General features: G+C 72.5%; 24 protein-coding genes. 15 read left to right on the top strand and 9 right to left on the bottom strand.

Annotated elements, in window-relative coordinates; genetic code table 11:
* Positions 1–32 precede the first annotated feature (32 nt).
* Complete coding sequence (locus tag AB0F56_RS05710) at positions 33–734, bottom strand: FCD domain-containing protein (protein WP_362004379.1); 702 nt, start codon at positions 732–734, stop codon at positions 33–35.
* 138 nt (positions 735–872) lie between these two features.
* Between AB0F56_RS05710 and AB0F56_RS05705 the strand changes: the two genes are divergently transcribed.
* Both AB0F56_RS05705 and AB0F56_RS05700 read left to right on the top strand, forming a co-directional pair.
* The gene (locus AB0F56_RS05705; RefSeq protein ID WP_362004377.1) at positions 873–1,397 is read left to right on the top strand and encodes a gluconokinase; all 525 of its coding nucleotides are present in this window, start codon (positions 873–875) and stop codon (positions 1,395–1,397) included.
* A 142-nt stretch (positions 1,398–1,539) separates the two neighbouring features.
* Positions 1,540–2,991 (top strand): gluconate:H+ symporter, encoded by a 1,452-nt coding sequence (locus tag AB0F56_RS05700; protein ID WP_362004374.1) that lies wholly within the window; start codon positions 1,540–1,542, stop codon positions 2,989–2,991.
* Between the two features lie 39 nt (positions 2,992–3,030).
* Here AB0F56_RS05700 and AB0F56_RS05695 read toward each other — a convergent pair whose 3' ends face one another.
* Positions 3,031–3,918, bottom strand: a complete 888-nt coding sequence (locus AB0F56_RS05695) for a TIGR03619 family F420-dependent LLM class oxidoreductase (RefSeq protein ID WP_362004371.1) — start codon at positions 3,916–3,918, stop codon at positions 3,031–3,033.
* A gap of 135 nt (positions 3,919–4,053) precedes the next feature.
* Positions 4,054–5,709 carry an FAD-binding dehydrogenase gene (locus tag AB0F56_RS05690; RefSeq protein WP_362004369.1) on the bottom strand — a complete coding sequence of 552 codons (1,656 nt, stop codon included), beginning with the start codon at positions 5,707–5,709 and terminating at the stop codon, positions 4,054–4,056.
* Positions 5,710–5,814: 105 nt separating this feature from the next.
* On the opposite strand from AB0F56_RS05690, the gene AB0F56_RS05685 reads away from it, so the two are divergent.
* From AB0F56_RS05685 to AB0F56_RS05665, 5 genes are all read left to right on the top strand, one after another.
* Positions 5,815–6,462, top strand: a complete 648-nt coding sequence (locus tag AB0F56_RS05685; RefSeq protein ID WP_362004367.1) for a TetR family transcriptional regulator — start codon at positions 5,815–5,817, stop codon at positions 6,460–6,462.
* Positions 6,459–7,241 (top strand): glucose 1-dehydrogenase, encoded by a 783-nt coding sequence (locus tag AB0F56_RS05680; RefSeq protein ID WP_362004364.1) that lies wholly within the window; start codon positions 6,459–6,461, stop codon positions 7,239–7,241. The genes AB0F56_RS05685 and AB0F56_RS05680 overlap by 4 nt, the downstream gene beginning before the upstream one ends.
* Before the next feature lie 69 nt (positions 7,242–7,310).
* A complete protein-coding gene (locus tag AB0F56_RS05675) occupies positions 7,311–7,823 on the top strand; it encodes an NUDIX domain-containing protein (RefSeq protein WP_362004362.1) in 513 nt (170 codons plus the stop codon).
* Positions 7,824–7,832: 9 nt separating this feature from the next.
* A complete protein-coding gene (locus AB0F56_RS05670) occupies positions 7,833–8,228 on the top strand; it encodes a DUF202 domain-containing protein (RefSeq protein ID WP_362004361.1) in 396 nt (131 codons plus the stop codon).
* The gene (locus AB0F56_RS05665) at positions 8,225–8,545 is read left to right on the top strand and encodes a DUF202 domain-containing protein (RefSeq protein WP_362004359.1); all 321 of its coding nucleotides are present in this window, start codon (positions 8,225–8,227) and stop codon (positions 8,543–8,545) included. Before AB0F56_RS05670 ends, AB0F56_RS05665 begins: the two co-directional genes overlap by 4 nt.
* 21 nt (positions 8,546–8,566) lie before the next feature.
* On the opposite strand, the gene AB0F56_RS05660 is transcribed toward AB0F56_RS05665, so the two are convergent.
* Together AB0F56_RS05660 and AB0F56_RS05655 are read right to left on the bottom strand one after the other, a co-directional pair.
* Positions 8,567–9,505 (bottom strand): NADP-dependent oxidoreductase, encoded by a 939-nt coding sequence (locus AB0F56_RS05660; protein WP_362004357.1) that lies wholly within the window; start codon positions 9,503–9,505, stop codon positions 8,567–8,569.
* A gap of 71 nt (positions 9,506–9,576) precedes the next feature.
* Positions 9,577–10,206, bottom strand: coding sequence for an NAD(P)-binding domain-containing protein (locus AB0F56_RS05655; protein WP_362004355.1), 630 nt, complete (start codon positions 10,204–10,206; stop codon positions 9,577–9,579).
* Between the two features lie 87 nt (positions 10,207–10,293).
* On the opposite strand from AB0F56_RS05655, the gene AB0F56_RS05650 reads away from it, so the two are divergent.
* The 4 genes from AB0F56_RS05650 to AB0F56_RS05635 all read left to right on the top strand — a co-directional run bounded on the left by AB0F56_RS05650 (position 10,294) and on the right by AB0F56_RS05635 (position 12,385).
* Complete coding sequence (locus tag AB0F56_RS05650) at positions 10,294–10,659, top strand: helix-turn-helix domain-containing protein (RefSeq protein WP_362004353.1); 366 nt, start codon at positions 10,294–10,296, stop codon at positions 10,657–10,659.
* A 40-nt stretch (positions 10,660–10,699) separates the two neighbouring features.
* Positions 10,700–10,996 carry a hypothetical protein gene (locus AB0F56_RS05645; protein ID WP_362004350.1) on the top strand — a complete coding sequence of 99 codons (297 nt, stop codon included), beginning with the start codon at positions 10,700–10,702 and terminating at the stop codon, positions 10,994–10,996.
* A gap of 75 nt (positions 10,997–11,071) precedes the next feature.
* Positions 11,072–12,025: an MBL fold metallo-hydrolase gene (locus AB0F56_RS05640; RefSeq protein ID WP_362004347.1), complete on the top strand. Its 954-nt coding sequence runs from the start codon at positions 11,072–11,074 to the stop codon at positions 12,023–12,025.
* 159 nt (positions 12,026–12,184) lie between these two features.
* Entirely contained in the window at positions 12,185–12,385 is a 201-nt protein-coding gene (locus AB0F56_RS05635; RefSeq protein ID WP_362004344.1) for a hypothetical protein, read from the top strand.
* Here AB0F56_RS05635 and AB0F56_RS05630 read toward each other — a convergent pair.
* Positions 12,366–13,622, bottom strand: coding sequence for a glucarate dehydratase family protein (locus tag AB0F56_RS05630; RefSeq protein ID WP_362004341.1), 1,257 nt, complete (start codon positions 13,620–13,622; stop codon positions 12,366–12,368). The two genes, AB0F56_RS05635 and AB0F56_RS05630, sit on opposite strands and share 20 nt — an antisense overlap.
* A 140-nt stretch (positions 13,623–13,762) precedes the next feature.
* Here AB0F56_RS05630 and AB0F56_RS05625 point away from each other — a divergent pair, with 140 nt between their 5' ends.
* A complete protein-coding gene (locus AB0F56_RS05625; protein ID WP_362004339.1) occupies positions 13,763–14,785 on the top strand; it encodes a phosphotransferase family protein in 1,023 nt (340 codons plus the stop codon).
* 6 nt (positions 14,786–14,791) lie between these two features.
* On the top strand, positions 14,792–16,006 hold the full coding sequence (locus AB0F56_RS05620) for an acyl-CoA dehydrogenase family protein (RefSeq protein WP_362004338.1): 1,215 nt from the start codon (positions 14,792–14,794) through the stop codon (positions 16,004–16,006).
* Positions 16,007–16,012: 6 nt separating this feature from the next.
* Here the strand turns inward: AB0F56_RS05620 and AB0F56_RS05615 are convergent, their stop codons facing one another.
* The 3 genes from AB0F56_RS05615 to AB0F56_RS05605 are packed head-to-tail and all read right to left on the bottom strand — an operon-like array spanning position 16,013 to position 19,115.
* Positions 16,013–16,606 carry a TetR/AcrR family transcriptional regulator gene (locus tag AB0F56_RS05615; protein ID WP_362004335.1) on the bottom strand — a complete coding sequence of 198 codons (594 nt, stop codon included), beginning with the start codon at positions 16,604–16,606 and terminating at the stop codon, positions 16,013–16,015.
* 53 nt (positions 16,607–16,659) lie between these two features.
* Complete coding sequence (locus AB0F56_RS05610; RefSeq protein WP_362004333.1) at positions 16,660–18,354, bottom strand: AMP-binding protein; 1,695 nt, start codon at positions 18,352–18,354, stop codon at positions 16,660–16,662.
* On the bottom strand, positions 18,351–19,115 hold the full coding sequence (locus AB0F56_RS05605; RefSeq protein ID WP_362004330.1) for an SDR family oxidoreductase: 765 nt from the start codon (positions 19,113–19,115) through the stop codon (positions 18,351–18,353). Before AB0F56_RS05605 ends, AB0F56_RS05610 begins: the two co-directional genes overlap by 4 nt.
* Positions 19,116–19,276: 161 nt before the next feature.
* On the opposite strand from AB0F56_RS05605, the gene AB0F56_RS05600 reads away from it, so the two are divergent.
* Both AB0F56_RS05600 and AB0F56_RS05595 read left to right on the top strand, forming a co-directional pair.
* A complete protein-coding gene (locus tag AB0F56_RS05600) occupies positions 19,277–20,542 on the top strand; it encodes a DUF1343 domain-containing protein (RefSeq protein WP_362004328.1) in 1,266 nt (421 codons plus the stop codon).
* A 124-nt stretch (positions 20,543–20,666) separates the two neighbouring features.
* Positions 20,667–22,001 (top strand): erythromycin esterase family protein, encoded by a 1,335-nt coding sequence (locus AB0F56_RS05595; RefSeq protein WP_362004325.1) that lies wholly within the window; start codon positions 20,667–20,669, stop codon positions 21,999–22,001.
* Positions 22,002–22,077 lie beyond the last annotated feature (76 nt).

The following is a 22,077-nucleotide window of genomic DNA, read 5'->3' as shown; positions in this document are numbered from 1 at the left end:
GCTCGGGTGAGAATGGCCGGGGTACGCCGGGCCTACGGAGCGAGAACGTCCAGTTCCTTGAGCGCGCCGACGGCGATCTGACGGGTCAGCTCCTCGGCACGGACCGCGTCCCTCTCGCGTACCGCCTCGGCGACCTGGACGTGCAGGGTGACGGCGGCCGGGTCGGGGTCCTCGAACATCACCTGGTGGTGCGTGCGGCCGGTGAGGACCTCGGCGACGACGTCGCCGAGCCGGGCGAACATCTCGTTGCCCGAGGCGTTGAGGACGACCCGATGGAAGGCGATGTCGTGGACGAGGTACGCCTCCAGCTGCCTGCCGCGCGAGGTGGCGACCATGCCGAGGGCCTGCTCGGTCAGTTCGCGGCACTGCTCGGGGGTGGCGTGGGTGGCGGCGAGGCCCGCGGCGACGGGTTCGACGGCGGAGCGGAGCACGGTGAGCGAGCGGAGCTGGCGGGGGCGGTCGGCGCCGGCCAGGCGCCAGCGGATGACCTGGGGGTCGTACACGTTCCACTGGGCGGTCGGCAGGACGATCACGCCGACGCGGCGGCGGGACTCGACGAGGTGCATGGACTCCAGGACGCGGACGACCTCGCGGACGACGGTGCGCGAGACGTCGAAGCGCTGGGCGAGTTCGTCGGTGCGCAGCACGCTGCCGGGCGGGTACTCCCCCGCGGTGATCGCGAGACCCAGGGTGGCGAGGACGTGCGGATGAAGCCCCTGGGCCGGTGTCGTCATGGGGGTCAGCCTACGCGGCGACCAAGATCGGGAACAAAAAGTATGACTTAAATGTCACAGACCCTTGAATACGTCGTACCCAATGGGTTTCATGAGCGCGACGGATCGATGTCGAAGAAGACAGCGAGGCACCACCCCATGAGCACCACCTCCCCGACGGTCCCCCGGGTCGTCGTCGTGATGGGCGTCGCCGGCACCGGCAAGACGACCATCGGCCCCCTGGTCGCGGACGCGCTCGGCGTCCCCTATGCCGAGGGCGACGACTTCCACCCGGCGGCGAACGTCGCCAAGATGTCGGCCGGCGTCCCGCTGGACGACGCCGACCGCGGCCCCTGGCTCGACGCGATCGGGCGCTGGGCGCACGGCCGGGAAGGGCTCGGCGGGGTGGTGAGCAGCTCCGCCCTCAAGCGGATCTACCGGGACCGGCTGCGCGCGGCCGCCCCGGGCGTGGTCTTCCTCCATCTGACCGGCGACCGCGAGCTGATCGAGGGACGGATGGCCGAGCGCAAGGGTCACTTCATGCCGACGGCCCTGCTCGACTCGCAGTTCGCCACGCTCCAGCCGCTGGCCGAGGACGAGGACGGTGTCGCCGTCGACGTCTCCGGCTCACCGGAGGAGATCGCGGCGCGCGCGGTCGCGGCCCTCGGCCGCCTCGTCGACTGACCGCGCGTCCGGTACGTCCCGGCCGGCCGCGCGTGCCGTAGGCCGGCTTGTTCGGCGTCGGCCGCGAACCCCGACTCCCTCGCACAACCCCCGTACGCCCGCATCCCCCTGCCCCTCACCCCCGTCCCCGTAAGGAACCACCGTGACCAGTCTCAGCGTCGAGATGCTGGCAGCGGACGCCGTCGAGCCGATCACCTCGGCCGGCAACGCCCAGCTGGGCTTCGCCGTGCTCGCGGGTATCGCCCTCATCGTCCTGCTCATCACCAAGTTCAAGCTGCACGCCTTCCTGGCCCTGACCATCGGCTCGCTGGCGCTCGGCGCCTTCGCCGGTGCGCCGCTCGGCGCGACCATCGACGCGTTCACCACCGGTCTCGGCAAGACCGTCGCGGGTGTGGGCGTGCTGATCGCGCTCGGCGCGATCCTCGGCAAGCTGCTCGCCGACTCCGGCGGCGCGGACCAGATCGTCGACACGATCCTCGCCAAATTCGGAGGTGCAGGGCCGCAGGCCCTTCCGCAGAAGGGTGGCGGCGGGCGACGGGCGGGCGGGCGGGCGATGCCCTGGGCGATGGTGCTGATCGCCTCCGTGATCGGGCTGCCGCTCTTCTTCGAGGTCGGCATCGTCCTGCTGATCCCGGTGGTACTGCTCGTCGCCAAGCGCGGCAACTACTCGCTGATGCGGATCGGCATCCCCGCCCTCGCCGGTCTCTCGGTCATGCACGGGCTCATACCCCCGCACCCCGGCCCGCTGGTCGCCATCGAGGCGCTCGGCGCCAACCTCGGTGTCACGCTCGCCCTGGGCGTCCTGGTCGCGATACCGACCGTGATCATCGCCGGTCCGCTGTTCTCGCGTTACGCGGCCCGCTGGGTCGACATCCCGGCCCCCGAGAACATGATCCCGACGCGTCCCTCGGAGGACCTGGAGAAGCGTCCCGGCTTCGGCGCCACCGTCGCGACCGTCCTGCTGCCCGTCGTCCTGATGCTGGTCAAGGCGCTCGTCGACATCGTCGTGGACAACCCCGACAACGGGCTGCAGAAGGTCACCGACGTCATCGGTTCGCCGCTCATCGCGCTGCTCGCGGCCGTGCTCGTCGGCCTGTTCACGCTGGGCCGCGCGGCCGGGTTCACCAAGCAGCGGCTCTCCACCACCGTCGAGAAGTCCCTCGCCCCGATCGCGGGCGTGCTGATGATCGTCGGCGCGGGCGGTGGCTTCAAGCAGACCCTGATCGACGTGGGCGTCGGCCAGATGATCCTGGACTTCTCCAAGAACTGGTCGATACCGGCGCTGCTCCTCGCCTGGCTGATCGCCGTGGCGATCCGGCTCGCGACCGGCTCCGCCACCGTGGCGACGATCTCGGCGGCCGGGCTCGTGGCCCCGCTCGCCGAGGGCATGGGCACGAGCGAGACGGCGCTGCTCGTCCTCGCGATCGGCGCCGGCTCGCTCTTCTTCAGCCATGTGAACGACGCCGGTTTCTGGCTGGTGAAGGAGTACTTCGGCATGAACGTCGGCCAGACGATCAAGACCTGGTCGGTGATGGAGACGATCATCTCGGTCGTCGGCATCGTCTTCGTCCTGCTGCTGTCGCTGGTGTTGTAGCCGCACTCCCCCTCCGTACGGACCGGGTTCGGGCGCCGCTCAGGCGTTCCGGACCCGGTCCAGTACGTTCCGGCCCAGTTCCAGCGCCTCGTCGGGTTCGCGGACCGCCTGCTGGAGGTCGACGAAGCAGGAGTCCGCTCCGCCGGCCCGGACGCCCGCCAGGACGGCCGCGACGGCGTCGGCCGTCATGTCCGGGGTGGCGTTGAACCGGATGTGGCGGCGCAGCGCGTCGGGGTCCCGGCCGGCCTCGTCCGCGGCGCGGCGCGCGATCTCCCAGAGGCCGGCGGCGGCCTCCGGCGGCAGGACCGCGCCGACCCAGCCGGCCGCGCGCCGGCCGACCCGGCGCAGCGCGGCCGGGCTGAAGCCGCCGAGGTAGACCGGGGGCCCGGCGGGCTGGGCGGGGCGGAGGCCGACGTACGCGCGGGGGATCGTCCAGTGCGGGCCCTTGTGGCCGAACTCCTCCTCGGCCCAGATGCCCCCGAGGATGTCGAGGATCTCGTCGAGGTGGGCGCCGCGCCGCCCGAAGTCGGCGTTGACCGCGGTGTACTCGTCGCGGAGCCAGCCGATGCCCAGGCCGACGTCGAGCCGGCCGCCGCTCAGCCCGTCGAGCGAGGTGAGGCTGCGGGCGAGCAACAGGGGCGGATACCAGGGGGCGTTGAGGGTCGACATGCCGAGCCGGGCGTGCCGGGTGGCGGTGGCGGCGACCGTCAGGACGGTGAGCGGGTCGAGGAACGTCCGGTACTCCTGGGGGTACGGGTTCTCGGGGGTGTGGCCCGGGTAGATGTCGCTCGGCGCGACCGGGGTGAGCGAACGGTCCCCCACCCAGAAGGAGTCGAACCCCGCCTCCTCGGCGTCGCGGGCGAAGCCGGCGATCGTCTCGGGGCGGGCGTGCGTTCCGTACTGGGGCAGTGCGATGCCTATCTCCATGCCCCTCATGGTGAGTTGGGGGCGGCCGGCGCCACGAAGGGGTGGGCGCGTGAGCCGCGCCACACGGACGGGCCTGGAAGAGACGTTCGACGACCGCGCCTCCGCCGTCGCCTACCTCAGAGCCTGGGCCGCCGCCTACCCCACCGCCCGGGCCGCCGCCCGGCCCGCCGCTCGGCCCGAGAAGATGCAGCCGCCGAGGAAGGTGCCCTCCAGGGAGCGGTAGCCGTGGACGCCTCCGCCGCCGAAGCCCGCCGCCTCGCCGGCCGCGTACACGCCCTCCAGTACCTCGCCGCCCTCCCTCAGCACGCGCGACGACAGGTCGGTCTCCAGGCCGCCGAGCGACTTGCGGGTGAGGATGTTCAGGCGTACGGCGATCAGCGGACCGGCCTTGGGGTCCAGGATCCGGTGCGGGGACGCCGTACGGATCAGCTTGTCGCCCAGGTACTTGCGCGCGCCCCGGATCGCCGTGACCTGGAGGTCCTTGGTGAAGGGGTTGGCGATCTCGCGGTCCCTGGCCGTGATCTCGCGGCGCAGCTCCGCCTCGTCGATCAGCGGCTCGTCCGTGAGGGCGTTCATGCCCCGGACGAGGGCGGACAGGTCGTTCTCGACGACGAAGTCGACGCCGTGGTCCATGAACGCCTGCACCGGGCCCGGTACGTCGGCGCGGGCGCGGCCGATGACGTCCCGGATCGACTTGCCGGTGAGGTCCGGGTTCTGTTCGGAGCCCGAGAGGGCGAACTCCTTGCCGATGATGCGCCGGTCGAGCACGAACCAGGTGTGGTCGTGGCCGGTCCGCATGATGTGTTCGAGCGTGCCGAGGGTGTCGAAGCCGGGGAAGAGCGGGACGGGCAGCCGGCGGCCGCGCGCGTCCAGCCAGAGCGAGGACGGGCCGGGCAGGATGCGGATGCCGTGCTTGGCCCAGATCGGGTTCCAGTTCTCGATGCCCTCGGTGTAGTGCCACATCCGGTCGCGGTTGATGTGGCGCGCCCCGGCCTCCTCGGTGATGCCGAGCATCAGTCCGTCGACATGGGCGGGGACCCCGGAGAGCATCTTCGCGGGCGGGGTGCCGAGGCGGTCGGGCCACTGCTTGCGTACGAGGTCGTGGTTGCCGCCGATGCCGCCCGAGGTGACGATCACCGCCTGCGCCCGGAGCGCGAAGGAGCCGGTCACCTCGCGGCTGCTCGCGGTGCCGCGCTCGGCGGTGGACGGCTCCAGGATCTCGCCGCTGACGGTGTCCACGGCGCCGGCCGTGGATCCGAGGGCGGTCACCCGGTGCCGGAAGCGGAACTGGACGAGGCTGCGGGCCACGCCCTCGCGCACGCGCTGCGCGAAGGGGGCGACGAGGCCGGGTCCCGTACCCCAGGTGATGTGGAAGCGGGGCACCGAGTTGCCGTGCCCGGTCGCGTCGTACCCGCCGCGCTCGGCCCAGCCCACCACGGGGAAGAACCGCACCCCGCGCGCGTGCAGCCAGGACCGCTTCTCGCCGGCCGCGAAGTCGACGTACGCCTCGGCCCACTTCCGCGGCCAGTGGTCCTCGGGACGGTCGAAGCCGGCCGTGCCGAACCAGTCCTGGAGGGCGAGCTCGTGGCTGTCCTTGATCCGCAGCCGGCGCTGCTCGGGCGAGTCGACGAGGAAGAGGCCGCCGAAGGACCAGTGGGCCTGGCCGCCCAGGGACTGTTCGGGCTCCTGGTCGAGCAGGATGACGCTCCGCCCGGCGTCCACGAGCTCGGCGGTGGCCACCAGGCCGGCGAGGCCGGCCCCGATCACGATCACATCAGCGTCGTACGACATGGACCGAATCTTGGATACACGAATGTATCGAGTCAACCGTCCGGACCGTCCCGACCGCGTGCACACCCCTCCCGTTTTCTAATGTCGAACATTAATATGGTCGGCATGGCGAGGACGTCAGGGCCCGAGACCCGGGACAAACTGATCCGCGCGGCGGAGGAACTCTTCGCGGCGCAGGGCGTCGACGGCGCCCAACTGCGGGACATCGTGGCCCTCGCGGGCCAGAGCAATCCGTCGGCCGTGCAGTACCACTTCGGCTCGCGCGCGGGCCTGCTCGACGCGGTGATGGCCGGCCGCCAGAGACGTACGGAGCAGGTCCTGGAACCGCTCCTCGCCGAGGCGCCCGACGAGCCGCACGCGCTGCTCAGGGCCCTGGTCGGCGCCGAGGCGAGCGAGCTGCGCACCGAGCGCGGCCGCCGCTGTCTGCGGATCTCCGCCCAGCTCAGCCACGAGAGCGGGGTACGCACCCGCACGCCGCACCCCACGCTCGACGGCACGGTGTACTGGCGGCTGATCGAGCGGGTCGAGGCCTGTCTGACCGGTCTTCCCGAGCCGCTGCGGCTGGAGCGGCTCGACCTGGCGCTCACCGTCGTCGGCGCCGCCATGGCCGACCGGGCCCGGCAGTACCTCGACGGCACCGTCCCGCTGACGGACGAGCAGCTCTTCCTCGCCGACCTCGTCCAGACCACGACGGCCCTGCTGCAAGCTCCGCCGCCGCCCTCGATGCCCTCGATCCGAAAGGACCCCTCATGACCGAGAACCTCCGCCTCCACGACCTCACCGGCAAGACCGTCCTCATCACCGGAGGCGCCCGCGGCCTGGGCGCCGAGGCCGCGCGGCAGGCCCTCGCCGCCGGGGCGAACGTCGTGATCACCGACGTGCTCGACGACGAGGGCAAGGCGACCGCGGCCGAGCTGGGCGAGCGGGCGCGCTTCCTCCACCACGACGTGACCTCCGAGGAGGCGTGGGCGGCGGCCGTCGCGTACGCGGTCGCCGAGTTCGGCGGGCTGCACGGTCTGGTGAACAACGCCGGGATATCCAGCGGGGCCTTCCTGGAGACCGAGTCCGTGGAGAACTTCCGCCGGGTGCTCGACATCAACCTGACCGGTGTCTTCATCGGCATGAGGGCCGCGATCCCGGCGATGAAGGAGGCCGGCGGCGGCTCGATCGTCAACATCTCCTCGGCCGCCGGTCTGATGGGCCTCGCGCTCACCGCCGGCTACGGCGCCTCGAAGTGGGGCGTGCGCGGGCTAACGAAGATCGGCGCGGTGGAGCTGGGCGCGGCGCGGATCCGCGTCAACTCGGTCCACCCGGGGATGACGTACACCCCGATGACCGCAGGGGTCGGCATCGAGAAGGGTGAGGGGAAGTACCCCAACACCCCGATGGGGCGGGTCGGGGAGCCCGACGAGATCGCCGGCGCGGTGGTCTTCCTGCTCTCGGACGCGGCCTCCTACGTGACGGGCGCGGAGCTGGCCGTGGACGGCGGCTGGACGACCGGGCCGACGGTGAAGTACGTCATGGGTCAGTGATCCGGTCGCGGATCGGTGATCCGGGAAGGGATCAGTGATCTCGTCATAGGTCAGTGATCTGATGGGGGTATGAATCCCGCCGAAGAGGTCCTGGACGTCGTCGACGAGCGCGACGAGGTCGTCGGGCAGGCCCCGCGCGCCGAGGTGTACGCGCGGGGCCTGATCCATCGCTGCACGTTCATCCAGGTACGGGACGCCGAGGGCCGGATCTTCGTGCACCGGCGCACGCCCGGGAAGCTGGTCTACCCGTCGATGTACGACATGTTCGTCGGCGGGGTCGTCGGCGCCGGTGAGTCGTACGACGACGCGGCGCTGCGCGAGGCCGAGGAGGAGCTCGGCGTCTCCGGTCTGCCGCGCCCCGAGCCGCTGTTCCGGTTCCTGTACGACTCCGGGGGCGTCGCTGGGAAGTGGTGGTCGGCTGTGTACCAGGTGCGGTGCGAGCTGCCGGTGGACCCGCAGGTGGAGGAGGTCGCCTGGCACGCCTTCCTGCCCGAGGCGGAGGTGGTCGCGCGGCTCGGGGAGTGGGCGTGGGTTCCGGACGGCCTGGCCGCGTACGAACGGCTGCGCGCGCACCGCGGTTAAGGTGCCCGGGTGAGTGACTTCGTGCAGAGTCTGCGGCTGTGGTTCGCGCCGCAGCGGATCCGTGACGAGGGCGAGACCCCGGACTACCGGTTCTCGCTCGCCAACGAGCGCACCTTCCTCGCCTGGATCCGGACCGCGCTCGCGCTCGTGGGTGGCGGCTTCGCCGTCGACCAGTTCCTGCCGGACCTGCGCTGGGGCGTACGCGTCGGGCTCGCCCTCGCCCTGCTGGCGGCGGGCGTGCTGTGCGCGCTGCGCGCGGTGAACCACTGGGTGCGGTGCGAACGGGCGATGCGGCGCGGGGAGGACCTGCCGGTGTCGCGGTTCCCGACGGTGCTGAGCCTCGCGGTGGCCCTGGTGGCCGTGGTGATGGTGGTGGTCATCCTCTTCGGCTGGGCCGGCCGGTGACCGAGGGGGCGGCGCCCGCCCGGGATCCGGGGCTGCAGCCGGAACGGACCCGGCTCGCATGGCGCCGTACGACGCTGACCTGCACGATCGTTGCGGTGCTCGGCGCGAAGTCGGCGATCAGGGACGAGATCACGGCGACCGGGGTGGCGGGCGCGGCGGGGGTGGCGCTGGTCTGGGTCGGTTTCCTCGCGGTCGCCCACCGGCGGATCCGCTCCCTGGACGCCGTCCGGCCGAACCCGCTCTCGCGCCGGGGCGCGCTGCTCGCGACGGCGTGCACGGTGGCGCTCGCGGCGTTCGCGGTGGCGGTGGTTCTGTAGGAGATCCTGTGGTGAGGGGCTTCAGTCCGGCCAGGCCACCGTGACGACGACCTTGCCCTGGAGGCCGCCCTCCTGGTTGGCGCGCTGGGCGTCGGCGGCCTGTTCCAGGGGGAAGGACCGGGCGACCCGTACGGAGAGCACGCCCTCGTCGACCAGACGGGCGAGCGCGGCGAGGTCCTCGGAGTTCGGGCGGACCCAGAAGTACCGGCCGCCCAGGCCGATCACCTCACCGTCCGCGATGGAGGCGAGGCGGCCCTCGGGGGTCAGGACGTCGGCGGTCTTCTTGAGGAAGGTACCGCCGATGGTGTCGAACGCCGCGTCCACGCCGTCGGGCGCGAGGGAGCGGACCTGCTGGACGAAGGTGTGCTCGTCGTAGACGACGGGCTCGCCGCCCAGCTCCTCGACCGGCTCCTGGCCTCCCTCGCGCACCGCGCCGATGACCCGGCAGCCGACGTGGCGGGCGATCTGGACGGCCATGGAGCCGACGCCGCCGGCCGCCGCGTGCACCAGGAGCGTGTCGCCCTCGCGGACGGTGAGGGCCTGGTGGAGCACCTGGTAGGCGGTGAGCCCGGCCAGCGGGAGGGCGGCGGACTCCTCGAAGCCCACGGTGCGGGGTTTGCGGGCGAGCGTACGGACGGGGGCGGCGACGTACTCCGCGAAGGTGCCGCGGGAGAGGAAGTCCTCGCGGACGTAGCCCATGACCTCGTCACCGACCGTGAACTCGGTGACGGAGACGCCGGGCTGGACGACGACGCCGGAGACGTCCCAGCCGGGGATCACCGGGAAGACGGCGTCGATCATGCCGTCCAGGTAGCCGGCCTGGGCCTTCCAGTCGACGGGGTTCACGGCCGCCGCCCGTACCTTCACGAGGACGTCGTCCGGGCCGACCTTCGGGTCGGGCCGTTCGCCGTACTCGAGCACCTCGGGGCCGCCGTACCGGCTGTAGCTGATCGCCTTCATACCCCGAACGATCACGGCGGCCCCCGTCCCCCGCAAGCCGGATACCCCCGGCAGAGCGGTAGCGCGCCTGGTCAGCCGCCCAGCGCCGCCGGCGGAGGGAGCAGGGTGCGCGGGTCCTGGCCGGCGTGCCAGAGGCCGATCAGGAAGGCGGTGGCGGCCTCCAGGAGGTCGGCGCGGCCGAGCGGGCCCGCGACGAGCGGGACGCAGCCCAGGTCCTTCACGAGCGTGGCGACGAGGGCCAGGGCCTTCTCGTCGTCGCCGCAGAGGGGGACGGCGAGCGGCCCGTCGGCGAAGACCGGTGGCGTACGGGCCCAGACGGCGGGCGTGACGTGGTTGAAGGCCTTCACCACGCGGGCGCCGGTCGCGGCCGCGATGGTCCGGGCGGCGCCGGGGCCCTCGCCGGTGGTGAGCACGAGGCCGGGTCCGATCGCGTTGGTGCAGTCGATGAGGACCGGGTCGTCCGGCAGCGCGCCGACGCCCGCGAGGACGTCGAGCACGGCGTCGTACGGAAGGGCGAGGAGGACCGCGTCGCCGAACCGGGCCGCGTCGCCGAGGCTGCCCGCGCGGGCGCCGATCCGGGCGGCGAGCGCGTCCGCCGCGGCCGCCGTCCGGCCGCCGACGAGGATCTCGTGGCCGGCCCGGGCCCACTGTCCGCCGAGTGCCTCGGCCATGTTCCCCGTACCGAGAATTCCGATGCGCATGTCCGCCTCCCTGTGGTCGTCTTGAGCGATGCGAACGACGCTAGAGGGGCCCTCGGTTACCGAACGGTGCGTGGGGCGGAGGCCGAGGTGACCGACCGGTTGCTCGCCGACTGCCGGGCCCGGCTCGGGTTCGATCTGCTCGCGAACACCTGGAACGCGGTGGTCCTCTACGCCCTGGCCGACGGGCCGCGGCGCCCGCGTGAGCTGCGGGCCGGGATCGGCGGGATCAGCGCCAAGGTGCTCACCGAGACGCTGCGTCGGCTGGAGGGGTACGCCCTGGTGGAGCGGCGGGCCTACGACGAGTCGCCACCCCGTGTGGAGTACGCGCTGACCGGCCTCGGGCGGACGCTCCTCGGGCCGATCGAGGCGTTGGGGCGGTGGGCGGCGGAGTACGGCGAGGCGTTCGCCGACGCACAGGGGTGGAACCAGGACGAGTCCGACATTCAGGGCTAACCTGAACCACGTCACATCACACCCCCACAGAGGCGATGTCATGACCCTTCTCCACCAAGAGCACCCCACCCACGAGCACGACCACGGCCCGGCCTGCGGCCATCCGGCCGTCGAGCACGAGGGGCACGTGGACTACGCCCACGACGGGCATCTCCACCGGGAGCACGACGGCCACTGGGACGAGTGCGAGCGGACGCAGCACCAGTCGCACGACGGGCACACGCACCAGCACGGGCCCGCGTGCGGGCACGAGGCGGTGTCCCACGGCGACCACGTCGACTACGTGCACGACGGGCACCGCCACGCGGCGCACGACGGGCACTGGGACGACCACTGAGTTTTCCCCGGACCGGGCCCGACTGGCAGGCTGCCACCTGTCAGTCGGGCCCGTTCTCGTCGTCCGGGGGTCTTCTTGTCCGCCAACGCCAACGCCAACACCCACGCCAACACCGGCGCCGCACCCTCCCAGCCGTACGTCGTCGCGCTCGCGCCGGACGTGTTCGCCTTCGTCCAGCCCGACGGCGGCTGGTGCCTGAACAACGCCGGGTTCCTGGGCGACGCCCGCGAGACCCTGCTCGTGGACACGGCCGCGACCGAGCGCCGGGCCCGCCTGCTGCGCGCGGCGGTGCTCGCGGAGGGGCTGCCGCTCCCCCGGACGATCGTCTCGACCCACCATCACGGCGACCACACCTACGGCAACGGGGTGTTCGCGCCCGAGGCGCGGGTCGTCGGCCACGACAGCTGCCGGGCCGAGCAGATCGCCGCCGGGCGCCAGCTCCATCTGCTGTGGCCGCAGACGGACTTCGGCGCGGTGGAGGTGACCCCGCCCTCCCTCACGTACAGCGAACGGCTGACCCTGTACGTCGGTGAGCTGGAGGTGCGGGTGCTGCACCCGGGTCCCGCGCACACCACCGGCGACTCGATCGTCCATGTCCCGGAGCGGGGCGTGGTGTTCACCGGGGACCTGGTCTTCGAGGGCGGGACGCCGTTCCTGCCGATGGGTTCGCTGGCGGGCTCGCTGCGCGCCCTCGACCTGCTGCGCTCGCTGGACGCGCCGACAGCGGTGCCGGGGCACGGGCCGGTGACGGACCCGTCGGCGTACGACGCGACGGAGCGGTATCTGCGCTGGGTGGCCGAACTGGCCCGCGAGGGGTACGCGAAGGGCGCGACGCCCCTGGAGACGGCGCGCGGGGCGCAGCTCGGGGAGTTCGCCGCCTGGCGGGAGAGCGAGCGCCTGGTGGCCAACCTGCACCGCGCGTACGCGGAGTTGAGCGGCCTGCCGGAGGGCTCGCCGCTGAATCCGGTGACGGTCTTCGGGGACATGGCGGCGATGAACGGCGGCGTGCCGGTGGCCTGTCACGCGTAACCCCGGACCGGCGGCCGGGCGCGCGCTCCCGGAGGGCCTTTCGGGCCGCGGTGGCGGTCCCCAGGGGCCGGCCGGACACTCTGCCCCGCCGTACCTGGCGGGGCGTCACCGCGCGCGGCTATACCGGGAAGCAGACGTCCGGCGCCCGAAGGGACCTTCATGTACGACCGAGCGAGCAGCCGAGCGAAGCAGCGGCGGGACGCCTCGGCGATCCTCCAGCTCATCGAGTCCGGCTACCAGTTCTTCGGCCGGGAGAGCACCTACGCGCAGGGCAACGCCCGGTTGGTCGCCGTCCATCCCGCCCGGCCGGCGCCCGCGCCCGGGGACACGACGCAGCCGCTCACGCTTCCCAGCCCCTAGGCCGCAGCCTGCGCAGCGCCGCCGCGTCGTCGCGGTCGCGGTGGGTGCCGTCGTCGTCGAGCCAGCGGCGGTGCAGGGCGGCGAGTGCGGCGCGGTCCAGTTCGACGCCGAGGCCCGGCGCGTCGGAGACCGCGAGGTGCCCGTCCCGGAACGTGGGGCGGGTGGTGACGACGTCCTCGGTCTGCCACGGGTAGTGGGTGTCGCAGGCGTGGTCGAGGTGGGGCAGCGTCGCGGCCACCTGGGTCATGGCCGCGAGGCTGATGCCGAGGTGGGTGTTGGAGTGCATGGAGAGCCCGACGCCGTACGTGCGGCAGAGCGCGGCCAGTTCGCGGGTGCGGTGCAGCCCGCCCCAGTAGTGGTGGTCGCAGAGGACGATCCGTACCGCGTCCCGGGCGAAGGCCTCGGGGACCTCCTCGAAGGTCGTCACGCACATGTTGGTCGCGAGCGGCACGTCCGTACGGGCCGCGATGTGGGCCATCGCGTCCGTGCCGGTCGCCGGGTCCTCCAGGTACTCCAGGACGTCCTTCAGTTCGCGCGCCACGTCGAGCGAGGTCTCCGTGGACCAGGCGCCGTTGGGGTCGAGCCGGAGCGGCCGGCCGGGGAACTCCTCGGCGAGGGCCCGGATCGCGGCGATCTCCCGGTCGGGTGGGAAGACCCCGCCCTTGAGCTTGAAGGACCGGAAGCCGTACGCGCGGTCGAAGCGGCGGGCCTGCGCCACGATGCCGGCCGGGTCGAGCGCCGGGCCCCAGTCGTCGGTCCCGGCGTACTTGTAGAAGAGGTACGCGCTGTACTCGACGGAGTCGCGGACCTTGCCGCCGAGCAGCGCGTGCACGGGCAGGCCGAGGCTCTTGCCGAGCGCGTCCAGACAGGCGACCTCGAAGGCCGAGACGACGGAGAGGCGGAGCTTGTCCGCGGTCTGGACCCCGCGCAGGCCGCCCGCGTCGACCCGCTCGTCCACGGCCCCCGAGTCCCCGCACACCCGCTCGGCAAGGGCGAACAGGCCGTTCACGTGCGTGACCGCCTGCCCGGGGAGCGCCTCGGCCAGCGGCCGGGCGAGCTCCAGGTACTTCCCGTCACCGTACGTCTCCCCAAGGCCGACCACTCCGCCCCGCGTCACCACCTCGACGATCAGGCGGGGCGTGAAGGGCTGATGCACGCCCTGGGTGTTGAGCAGCGGCGGGTCGGCGATCAGGATCGGGGTCAGCCGGACGTCCTCGACAAGCAGCTCTGGATTCATATGTGAACCATATTCATGTTTCCGATCCGCCACCAGACCGCGCGCGCCGCTTTCCCTCGCGAACCCTGGACGACATACCGACTGGTCGGTCATCATGAACGCCGACCGGTCCACCACCCCCGTCCCCGGAGGTACGCACGATGAGTTCAGCCCCGCCACCAGGTCTCGACCCCGAGCAGCTGCGCGGATTCCTCGACCGGGAACGGCCGGGACTCGTGCGCGGCCCCCTCGACGCCCGGCTGATCGAGGGCGGCCGGTCGAACCTGACGTACGTCGTCTCCGACGGCACCGACCGCTGGGTGGTCCGCCGGCCTCCGCTCGGCCATGTCCTCGCCACCGCGCACGACATGAAGCGCGAGCACCGGGTGATCAGCGCCCTGCACACGACGGCCGTGCCCGTCCCGGAGACCGTGCTCCTCTGCGAGGACGAGTCCGTCCTCGGGGCGCCGTTCTACGTCATGGAGTTCGTCGACGGCACCCCGTACCGCTCCGCCGAGCAGCTCGCCCCGCTCGGCCCCGAGCGCACCCGCGAGGCCGTCCTCGGCCTGGTCGACACGCTCGTCGAGCTGCACGCCGTGGACCCGGCCGCGGTGGGGCTCGGCGACTTCGGGCGGCCCGAGGGCTTCCTCGACCGGCAGCTGCGCCGCTGGGGCAAGCAGCTCGACGCCTCCCGCAACCGGGAGCTCGCGGGCATCGACGAGCTGCACGCGGCGCTCGGCCGCGCCCTCCCGGCCTCCGCGGCCCCGGCCGTCGTCCACGGCGACTACCGCCTGGACAACGTCCTCATCGGCGCGGACGACCGGATCAAGGCCGTCCTGGACTGGGAGATGTCCACGCTCGGGGACCCGCTGACGGACCTCGGCCTGCTCGCCATGTACAGCGCGAAGCTCGACCTCCCGCACTCCCCCGTCTCCACGACCGCGGGGGCCGCCGGGCACCCGGACCCCGCCGAGCTGATCGAGCGGTACGCCGTCCGTTCCGGCCGCGACACCTCCGCGATCTCCTGGTACACGGCCTTCGCCTGGTTCAAGCTCGCCGTGATCCTGGAGGGCATCCACTACCGCTACACCCTCGGCCAGACCGTCGGCGCGGGCTTCGACCGCATCGGCGACCTCGTCCCCGTCTTCATCGAGCACGGCCTCACCACCCTCCAGGAAGGCTGATCCGCCATGGACTTCGCATTCGACGCGCGCACCGAGGAGCTGCGGGAGAAGCTGCTCGCCTTCATGGACGAGCACGTCTACCCGGCGGAAGCCACCGCCCACGAGCAGCGGGCGCTGCTCGCCTCGCCCTGGGACACCCCGGCCGTCGTGGAGGAGCTGAAGGCCGAGGCCCGCCGCCAGGGCCTGTGGAACCTCTTCCTGCCCGACGCCGAGCACGGGGCCGGCCTCACCAACCTCCAGTACGCGCCGCTCGCCGAGATCACCGGCCGCAGCCCGCAGTTGGCCCCGACCGCCCTCAACTGCGCGGCGCCCGACACCGGGAACATGGAGGTGCTCGCCCAGTTCGGCGACGAGGGGCAGAAGAAGCAGTGGCTGGAGCCGCTGCTCGCCGGGGAGATCCGCTCGGCGTTCGCGATGACGGAGCCCGAGGTGGCCTCCTCGGACGCGACCAACATCGAGACGCGGATCCTGCGCGACGGCGAGGACTACGTCGTCAACGGGCGCAAGTGGTACATCTCCGGGGCGATGAACCCGGACTGCAAGATCTTCATCGTCATGGGCAAGACCGACCCCGACGGCACGGACATCCGCCGCCAGCAGTCGATGATCCTCGTGCCCCGCGACACCCCGGGCGTCGAGGTGCGGCGGGCGATGCAGGTGTACGGCTACGAGGACCACTCGCACGGCGGGCACGCCGAGGTCCTCTTCCACGACGTCCGCGTGCCGGCGACGAACCTGATCGGCGAGGAGGGCGGCGGCTTCGCCATCGCCCAGGCCCGGCTCGGCCCCGGCCGGATCCACCACTGCATGCGGCTGATCGGCATGGCCGAGCGGGCGATCGAGCTGATGTGCCGCCGGGCCGTCTCCCGTACCGCCTTCGGCAAGCCCGTCGCCCAGCAGGGTGTGGTGCAGAACTGGATCGCGGACGCCCGGGTGACGGTCGAGCAGCTGCGTCTGCTCGTCCTCAAGACCGCCTGGCTGATGGACACCGTGGGCAACCGGGGTGCGCACACGGAGATCCAGGCCATCAAGATCGCGACCCCGCGCGCGGTGGTCGACATCCTCGACAGGGCCGTCCAGGTGCACGGCGCGGGCGGGGTGTCGCAGGACTTCCCGCTCGCCGAGCTCTGGGCCGGCGCGCGGACGCTGATGATCGCGGACGGGCCGGACGAGGTGCACCAGCGGTCGCTGGCGCGGCGGGAGCTGAAGAAGTACCTGTAGGGCGCGTTACGGCCGCAGGGCGCGCAGCAGCAGGTCGGCGAGCTGGTCGGCGACCTGCTGGGGCGTCATCGGGCCGTCCGGGCGGTACCACGTGGACAGGTGGTGGACGGAGCCGAAGTGGTAGTCCACCACCAGGTCCGCCGGGGTCGCCGACGAGAAGACCCCGGACCGCTGGCCCTCCTCGATGAGGGCGCGGAAGCGCTCGTGGTACCGCCGCCGCTCGGCGCGGACCTGCTTGTTCTTCTCCGGGCTGAGGTGGTGCATCGAGCGGAAGAAGATCGAGGCGTCGTCGAGGTTGTCGATGGTGGTCACCACGACGTCGGCGGCCGCGTCCCGCAGCCGCTGCTCCACCGGCGCGTCGGCGTCCGCGAAGGCGTCGAGCCGCTCCTGCTGGAGCCGCAGCACGCGCGCGTAGACCTCCTGGAGGAGGTCCTCCTTGGAGCCGAAGTAGTGGTAGAGCGCGCCCTTGGTGACGCCCGCCGCCTCCACGATCTCCTGGACGGAGGTGCGGTCGTAGCCCTGCTCCGCGAAGAGCCGGGTGGCGGCGGCCAGCAGCCTCTGGGGGACGGGGGTACCGCTCCCGTCCGTCGTCCTGGCCATGCGCCGCCGCCTTTCCCTGGTGATCACCGTGGGTGTCGTGAGGTGTGTCGTGTCTACCGGTGGGAACGGAGTTCCCTCCGGAGGATCTTCCCACTTGTCGTCTTGGGCAGCTCCGCCAGGATCTCGACCTCGCGCGGGTACTTGTACGCGGCGAGCCGCTGCTCGCAGTACGCGGACAGCTCCGCAGGCTCGACGGCGGAGCCCGGGCGCAGGCTCACGTACGCCTTGACCGTCTCGCCCCGGTAGGCGTCCGGGACGCCGACGACGGCGGCCTCGCGGACGGCCGGGTGGGTGTAGAGGACGTCCTCCACCTCCCTGGGCCAGACCTTGAACCCGGAGGCGTTGATCATGTCCTTCTTGCGGTCGACGACGTAGAGCCAGCCGTCCGCGTCCATGAAGCCGATGTCCCCGGTCCGCAGTTCCCCTTCGGGGAACGTGGTGGCCGTGGCCTCGGGGAGCCGCCAGTAGCCGGGGACGACCTGCGGGCCGCGCACGGCGATCTCGCCGTGCGCGCCGAAGGGCACCTCGGCGCCGGTCTCGTCGAGGATCCGGACGAGCGTGTCGGGTCCGGGGACGCCGACGGAGAGGGTGCCGGAGGCGGGGTCGACCGGGGCCTCCTTCTCGGGCGGCACGGCGGCGCAGGGGGCGGTGCACTCGGTGAGCCCGTAGCCGTTGCGGATGTACGGGCCGAAGCCCGCGCGGAACTTCTCCACCAGGGCCGGCGGGACGGGGGCGCCGCCCGAGGAGACGACCAGGAAGGAGGCGAAGTGGTCGCGGGTCGCGCCGGGGTGCGCCGCGAGGGCCATGAAGGCGGTGGAGGGGCCGACCGTGTAGGCGGGGCGGTGCTCCAGGAAGGCGTCGAGGACGACGCCGGCGTCGAAGCGGTAGGCGAGGACGAGGGTGCCGGCGTTGCCGAAGCAGGCGGCCAGTTCGCAGACGAGGCCGGTGATGTGGAAGAGCGGGGCGAGCGCGAAGTACCCCGCGCCTTCCGGTACGGGGTGGCCGGTGCGCTGGCGTTCGGCGTTGTGGGCGATGCCCCGGTGGAGGTTGAGGGCGCCCTTGGGGGTGCCGCTGGTGCCCGAGGTGTAGCTGATCAGGGCCACGTCCTCGGCGGTGAGCTCACGGCCCCCGGGGGCGGGGTGTCCGGCGCGGGCGACGGCGAGGAGGTCCTCGGCCTCCGTCTCCACCCGGTCGAAAGCGAGGACGCGCGGGTCGTCACGGGTCTGGAGGTCGCGTTCGCAGGCCGTGAGGGAGATCCGTACGCCGGCGTCGGCGGCGGTCTCCCGCAGGAAGCTCGCCCAGGCGCGGTCGGAGCAGACCAGGGCGGTGGCCCCGGAGTCCCGCAGGGCGTGCCCGACCTCGCCCGCCTTGTACATGGGGTTGAGCGGGACGACGGTCGCGCCCGCCTTCCAGGCGCCGAGCAGGGCGAGGACGAAGTGCGGGCTGTTCTGGAGCATGATCGCGACCCGGTCGCCCTTGGCGAGACCGCGCGCGGCGAGATGCCCGGCGACGGAGTCGGAGAGCGCGTCGGTCTCGCGGTAGGTCAGCCGGCCGTCGAAGTAGGCGAGAGCCGGGTGTTCGGGGGCCCGGGCGGCGGCGGCGCGGAAGGCGTGCAGCGGGGTGGCGGGCGGGGCTATCGGCGCGCGCTGGGCCTCGGAGAGCTGGGAGAGCCAGGGCATGGCGGCGTAGAGGGACTCGGTCGGGTGGGCGGGCTGCTCGGCCGGGGAGCCGGACTCGGTCGCCGTCATGCGCGGGCACCTTCCCACTTCCGCTGGATGTGGTTCATGTTCCCGAGCCAGCGCTCGGGGTCGGCGGCGCGGGCCTGATAGAAGTCGGCGACCTCGGGGTGCGGGAGGACCAGGAAGCGGTCGGCCTCGATGGCGTCGAGGAGGGAGTCGGCGACGTCCTCGGGCTCGATCGCGGTCGGGGCGAGGACGAGGTCGCCGGCCGATCCGGCGGCGGTGAGCATGTCCGTACGTACACCCTGCGGGCAGATCGCGTGGACCTTGAGGCCCCGGTGGCGGTAGGTGAGGGAGAGCCATTCGGCGAAGGCGTACGCGCCGTGCTTGGAGACGCTGTACGGGGCCGCGCCGACCATGGTGAGCAGCCCGGCGGCGGAGACGGTCGAGACGAAGCGGCCGCTGCCGCGCTCGAGCCAGTCGGGCAGCAGGGCGCGGGCCGCGCGGACATGGGCCATGACGTTGACGTCCCAGGCGGCGGCCCAGACGGCCTCGTCGGCGAAGGCGTCGCCGCCCGAGGCGAGTCCGGCGTTGGCGCACCACACGTCCACGGTGCCGCCGAGGGCCTCGCGGGCCTCCTCGACGATCTGCGAGGCGTCCCCCGGGACGGCGGTGGCGCCGATCTCCTCGGCGACGGCCTTGGTGCGGTCGGGGTCGAGGTCGTTGACGACGACCCGGGCGCCCTCGGCGGCGAACCGGCGGGCGAGCGCGGCTCCGATCCCGCCGCCCGCACCCGTGACGACCACTCCAGAACCCTGCACCGTACTCATCGGGACCCGCCTCTCCGTTGCGACAGTACGAGCAGACTAACCAGTCGGTATGTCGTGGCGAAAGTCCCCTGCGGTCCCCTGTGCACGCCTCGTTCCCAGGGGCGGTCAGGAGCGCTAGCGTGCGTGGCCATGTCGGGGAAGGCGATCAAGGAGGATTCCGCATGAGCCTGTCGAGCCCGTCCAGCCTGTCGAGACGCGGTCTGCTGGCCGCCGGCGGCGCCCTCGGGATCGGTGCGGTGGCCGCCCCCGCGGCCGAGGCGCACGACGGGGGCGGCGGCCGGCGGGTCCGTACCGGATTCGAGCGGCTTGCCGCCGACGGGTACCGGGCGCTCGCCGGGGAGCGCGTCGGCGTCGTCACCAACCCGACGGGGATCACCGCCGACGTCCGCCACATCGTCGACGTCATGCATGCCGACGACCGGGTGGACCTGGTGGCGGTCTTCGGCCCCGAGCACGGTTTCCGGGGCACGGCGCAGGCCGGCGGCTCCGAGGGCCGGTACGACGACCCGGCGACCGGGCTGCCCGTCTACGACACGTATCTGAAGAGCGGGCAGCCGCTCGCGGACGTCTTCACGGCCTCGGGCGTGGACACCGTCGTCTTCGACATCCAGGACGTCGGCGCCCGTTTCTACACGTACATCTGGACGCTCTACGACTGCATGGTGGCGGCCGAGCTGGCGGGGAAACGGTTCGTCGTGCTCGACCGGCCGAACCCGGTGACCGGGCGGGCCGCGCTCGGCCCGGTCCTCGACCGCGCGTTCGCGACCTTCGTGGGGCGCGAGCCGATCGCTCAGGCGCACGGGATGACGGTCGCGGAGCTGGCGCTGCTGTTCAACGCGGAGTTCCTGGCCCGGCCGGTGGAGCTGGAGACCGTACGGATGTCGGGGTGGCGGCGCTCGGACTTCTTCGACGCGACCGGGCTGCCGTGGGTGCCGCCGAGCCCGAACATGCCGACGGCCGACACCGCGCTCGTCTACTCCGGCACCTGCCTCTTCGAGGGCACCAACCTCTCCGAGGGGCGCGGCACCACCCGCCCCTTCGAGCTGCTCGGCGCGGAGGGGATCGACCGGCGGTGGGCGGAGGCCGCGAACGGACTCGGGCTCGCCGGGGTGCGGTTCCGGGAGGCGTACTTCGCCCCGACGTTCTCCAAGTTCCAGGGGAAGACGGTCGGCGGGGTGCAGGTCCAGGTGCACGACCGGGCCGCCTTCGACCCCGTACGGACCGGGATCGGGCTCCTCGTGAGCGCCACGCGCGCGTGGAGCGGTTTCGCCTGGCGCCCCGACAACTGGATCGACAAGCTGACGGGCTCGACGCGGGTGCGGACCCTGATCGACGCGGGCGCGGACGTGGACGAGGTGGTGGGCGCGTGGGACGCGGACCTGGCAGCGTTCCGGGCGGTACGGAGGGAGTACCTGCTGTACCGGTGACGGGGGCTCCGACGGGGCCGGTGACGGGGGCCGGTGACGAGCCTGGCGAGGGGGGATATCCCCCGGTTCGGTCGGGGTGTGGGCAGGTTGGCGGCGGGCGGTGCACCGCCGCCAGGCTTGCCCCATGAAAACGATCACTCGACACCGCTTACCGCTGGTGGGCGCGGCCGTCGCCCTCTGCCTCGCCGCGCTCGCCCCGGCCGGAGCCGCGCGGGCGGACGCCCCGGCGGCCACGCCCGACCCCGCCCGTGAACTCGCCCACAGCGCCCGCCCCTTGACCGACCTGCGCCCGCTGGACCGGATGATCGGCTCGGCCAAGGTCGTCGGGATCGGCGAGGCGACGCACAGCTCGGCCGAGTTCTTCGAGACCAAGCACCGGATCTTCGAGCACCTGGTGGAGCGGCAGGGCTTCACGACCTTCGCCCTGGAGGCCAACTGGTCCGCCGGGCTGCGCATCGACGACTACGTACGGTTCGGCAAGGGCGACCCGAAGCGGATCCTGGACGAGGAGTTCCAGAACGCGTACCGCTTCTGGAACACCGAGGAGTACCTCGACCTGATCGTCTGGATGCGGCAGCACAACCTGCGCCACCCGGACCACCCGGTGCGGTTCATGGGCAACGACCTGGGCTACGCGGGGCCGGAGCTCTTCGACGAGGTCACCGGCTATGTGGAGGCCGCGTATCCCCGGCTGCTGCCGCGCTTCCAGGAGCTGTACCGGACCTCGCGGCCGGTCGGTTCGGTCGACTCCTGGATGAACGCGTACATGGCCAGGCCGCTGGAGGAGCGGCGCCGGATGGCGGCGGACGTGAACCGCGCACTGGCCCTGCTCGAGCGTCAGAAGCCGGGCCGGGACCGCGAGAAGCACACCTGGATGGTGCAGAACGCCCGGGCGATCGCCCAGGTCGGCACCGAGATGGCGCACGACGCCTCCAGTCCCGAAGGGGTCGCGGAGGCGATGCTGTACCGCGACCGGATCATGGCCGAGAACACGGTGTGGTGGCAGCGGGCTACCGGCGACCGGATGGTGCTCTCCGCACACAACGGGCACGTCGGCTACGAGACGACGAAGCCGGACCAGTACCCGCGTCTTCAGGGCGCCTTCCTGCGCGACGCGCTGGGCCGGGACTATGTGAGCGTGGGCGCTTCGTTCGGGAAGGGCTCGTTCAACGCGCACGACACGGGAGCGCCGGGCGAACCGATCAAGCGCTTCACCGTCGGGCTGCCTGGTGACGGGGACAGCAGCGCCGAGACCCTGGACCGGGTCTCCCCGCGCCCCTTCTACCTGGACCTGCGGACGACGACGCCCGCCGCCCGGAGCTGGCTGAACGTGCACCGGCCGGCCTGGCTGATCGGCACCGCGTACCCGTGGCCGGGCAACCAGGGTGCGGTGCGGCTCGCCACCGCTTACGACGTGCTCGTCCACTTCCCCGAAGTCTCGGCGGCGCGCCTGCGCTGAAAACCTGGCCGTCCCTCCGTGCGCGCAGGATGCTGACGCGGGAGAAGTCACCCCAGGGGCTTCCTGGGAGTGCTTC

Source organism: Streptomyces sp. NPDC026092, assembly GCF_040638605.1.
GTDB lineage: Bacteria > Actinomycetota > Actinomycetes > Streptomycetales > Streptomycetaceae > Streptomyces.
The sequence above is the reverse complement of the archived record's forward strand: the minus strand, read 5'-3'. Positions and strand labels throughout refer to the sequence as shown.

Excerpts from the sequence above, each read along its gene's own strand:
- AB0F56_RS05695 (WP_362004371.1), bottom strand. The coding sequence starts at position 3,918 with ATGGAGATAGGCATCGCACTGCCCCAGTACGGAACGCACGCCCGCCCC.
- AB0F56_RS05630 (WP_362004341.1), bottom strand. The coding sequence starts at position 13,622 with ATGAATCCAGAGCTGCTTGTCGAGGACGTCCGGCTGACCCCGATCCTG.
- AB0F56_RS05655 (WP_362004355.1), bottom strand. The coding sequence starts at position 10,206 with ATGCGCATCGGAATTCTCGGTACGGGGAACATGGCCGAGGCACTCGGC.
- AB0F56_RS05605 (WP_362004330.1), bottom strand. The coding sequence starts at position 19,115 with ATGAGTACGGTGCAGGGTTCTGGAGTGGTCGTCACGGGTGCGGGCGGC.
- AB0F56_RS05615 (WP_362004335.1), bottom strand. The coding sequence starts at position 16,606 with ATGGCCAGGACGACGGACGGGAGCGGTACCCCCGTCCCCCAGAGGCTG.
- AB0F56_RS05635 (WP_362004344.1), top strand. The coding sequence starts at position 12,185 with ATGTACGACCGAGCGAGCAGCCGAGCGAAGCAGCGGCGGGACGCCTCG.
- AB0F56_RS05690 (WP_362004369.1), bottom strand. The coding sequence starts at position 5,709 with ATGTCGTACGACGCTGATGTGATCGTGATCGGGGCCGGCCTCGCCGGC.
- AB0F56_RS05675 (WP_362004362.1), top strand. The coding sequence starts at position 7,311 with ATGAATCCCGCCGAAGAGGTCCTGGACGTCGTCGACGAGCGCGACGAG.
- AB0F56_RS05705 (WP_362004377.1), top strand. The coding sequence starts at position 873 with ATGAGCACCACCTCCCCGACGGTCCCCCGGGTCGTCGTCGTGATGGGC.
- AB0F56_RS05620 (WP_362004338.1), top strand. The coding sequence starts at position 14,792 with ATGGACTTCGCATTCGACGCGCGCACCGAGGAGCTGCGGGAGAAGCTG.
- AB0F56_RS05600 (WP_362004328.1), top strand. The coding sequence starts at position 19,277 with ATGAGCCTGTCGAGCCCGTCCAGCCTGTCGAGACGCGGTCTGCTGGCC.
- AB0F56_RS05645 (WP_362004350.1), top strand. The coding sequence starts at position 10,700 with ATGACCCTTCTCCACCAAGAGCACCCCACCCACGAGCACGACCACGGC.
- AB0F56_RS05595 (WP_362004325.1), top strand. The coding sequence starts at position 20,667 with ATGAAAACGATCACTCGACACCGCTTACCGCTGGTGGGCGCGGCCGTC.
- AB0F56_RS05710 (WP_362004379.1), bottom strand. The coding sequence starts at position 734 with ATGACGACACCGGCCCAGGGGCTTCATCCGCACGTCCTCGCCACCCTG.
- AB0F56_RS05685 (WP_362004367.1), top strand. The coding sequence starts at position 5,815 with ATGGCGAGGACGTCAGGGCCCGAGACCCGGGACAAACTGATCCGCGCG.
- AB0F56_RS05610 (WP_362004333.1), bottom strand. The coding sequence starts at position 18,354 with ATGACGGCGACCGAGTCCGGCTCCCCGGCCGAGCAGCCCGCCCACCCG.
- AB0F56_RS05680 (WP_362004364.1), top strand. The coding sequence starts at position 6,459 with ATGACCGAGAACCTCCGCCTCCACGACCTCACCGGCAAGACCGTCCTC.
- AB0F56_RS05625 (WP_362004339.1), top strand. The coding sequence starts at position 13,763 with ATGAGTTCAGCCCCGCCACCAGGTCTCGACCCCGAGCAGCTGCGCGGA.
- AB0F56_RS05660 (WP_362004357.1), bottom strand. The coding sequence starts at position 9,505 with ATGAAGGCGATCAGCTACAGCCGGTACGGCGGCCCCGAGGTGCTCGAG.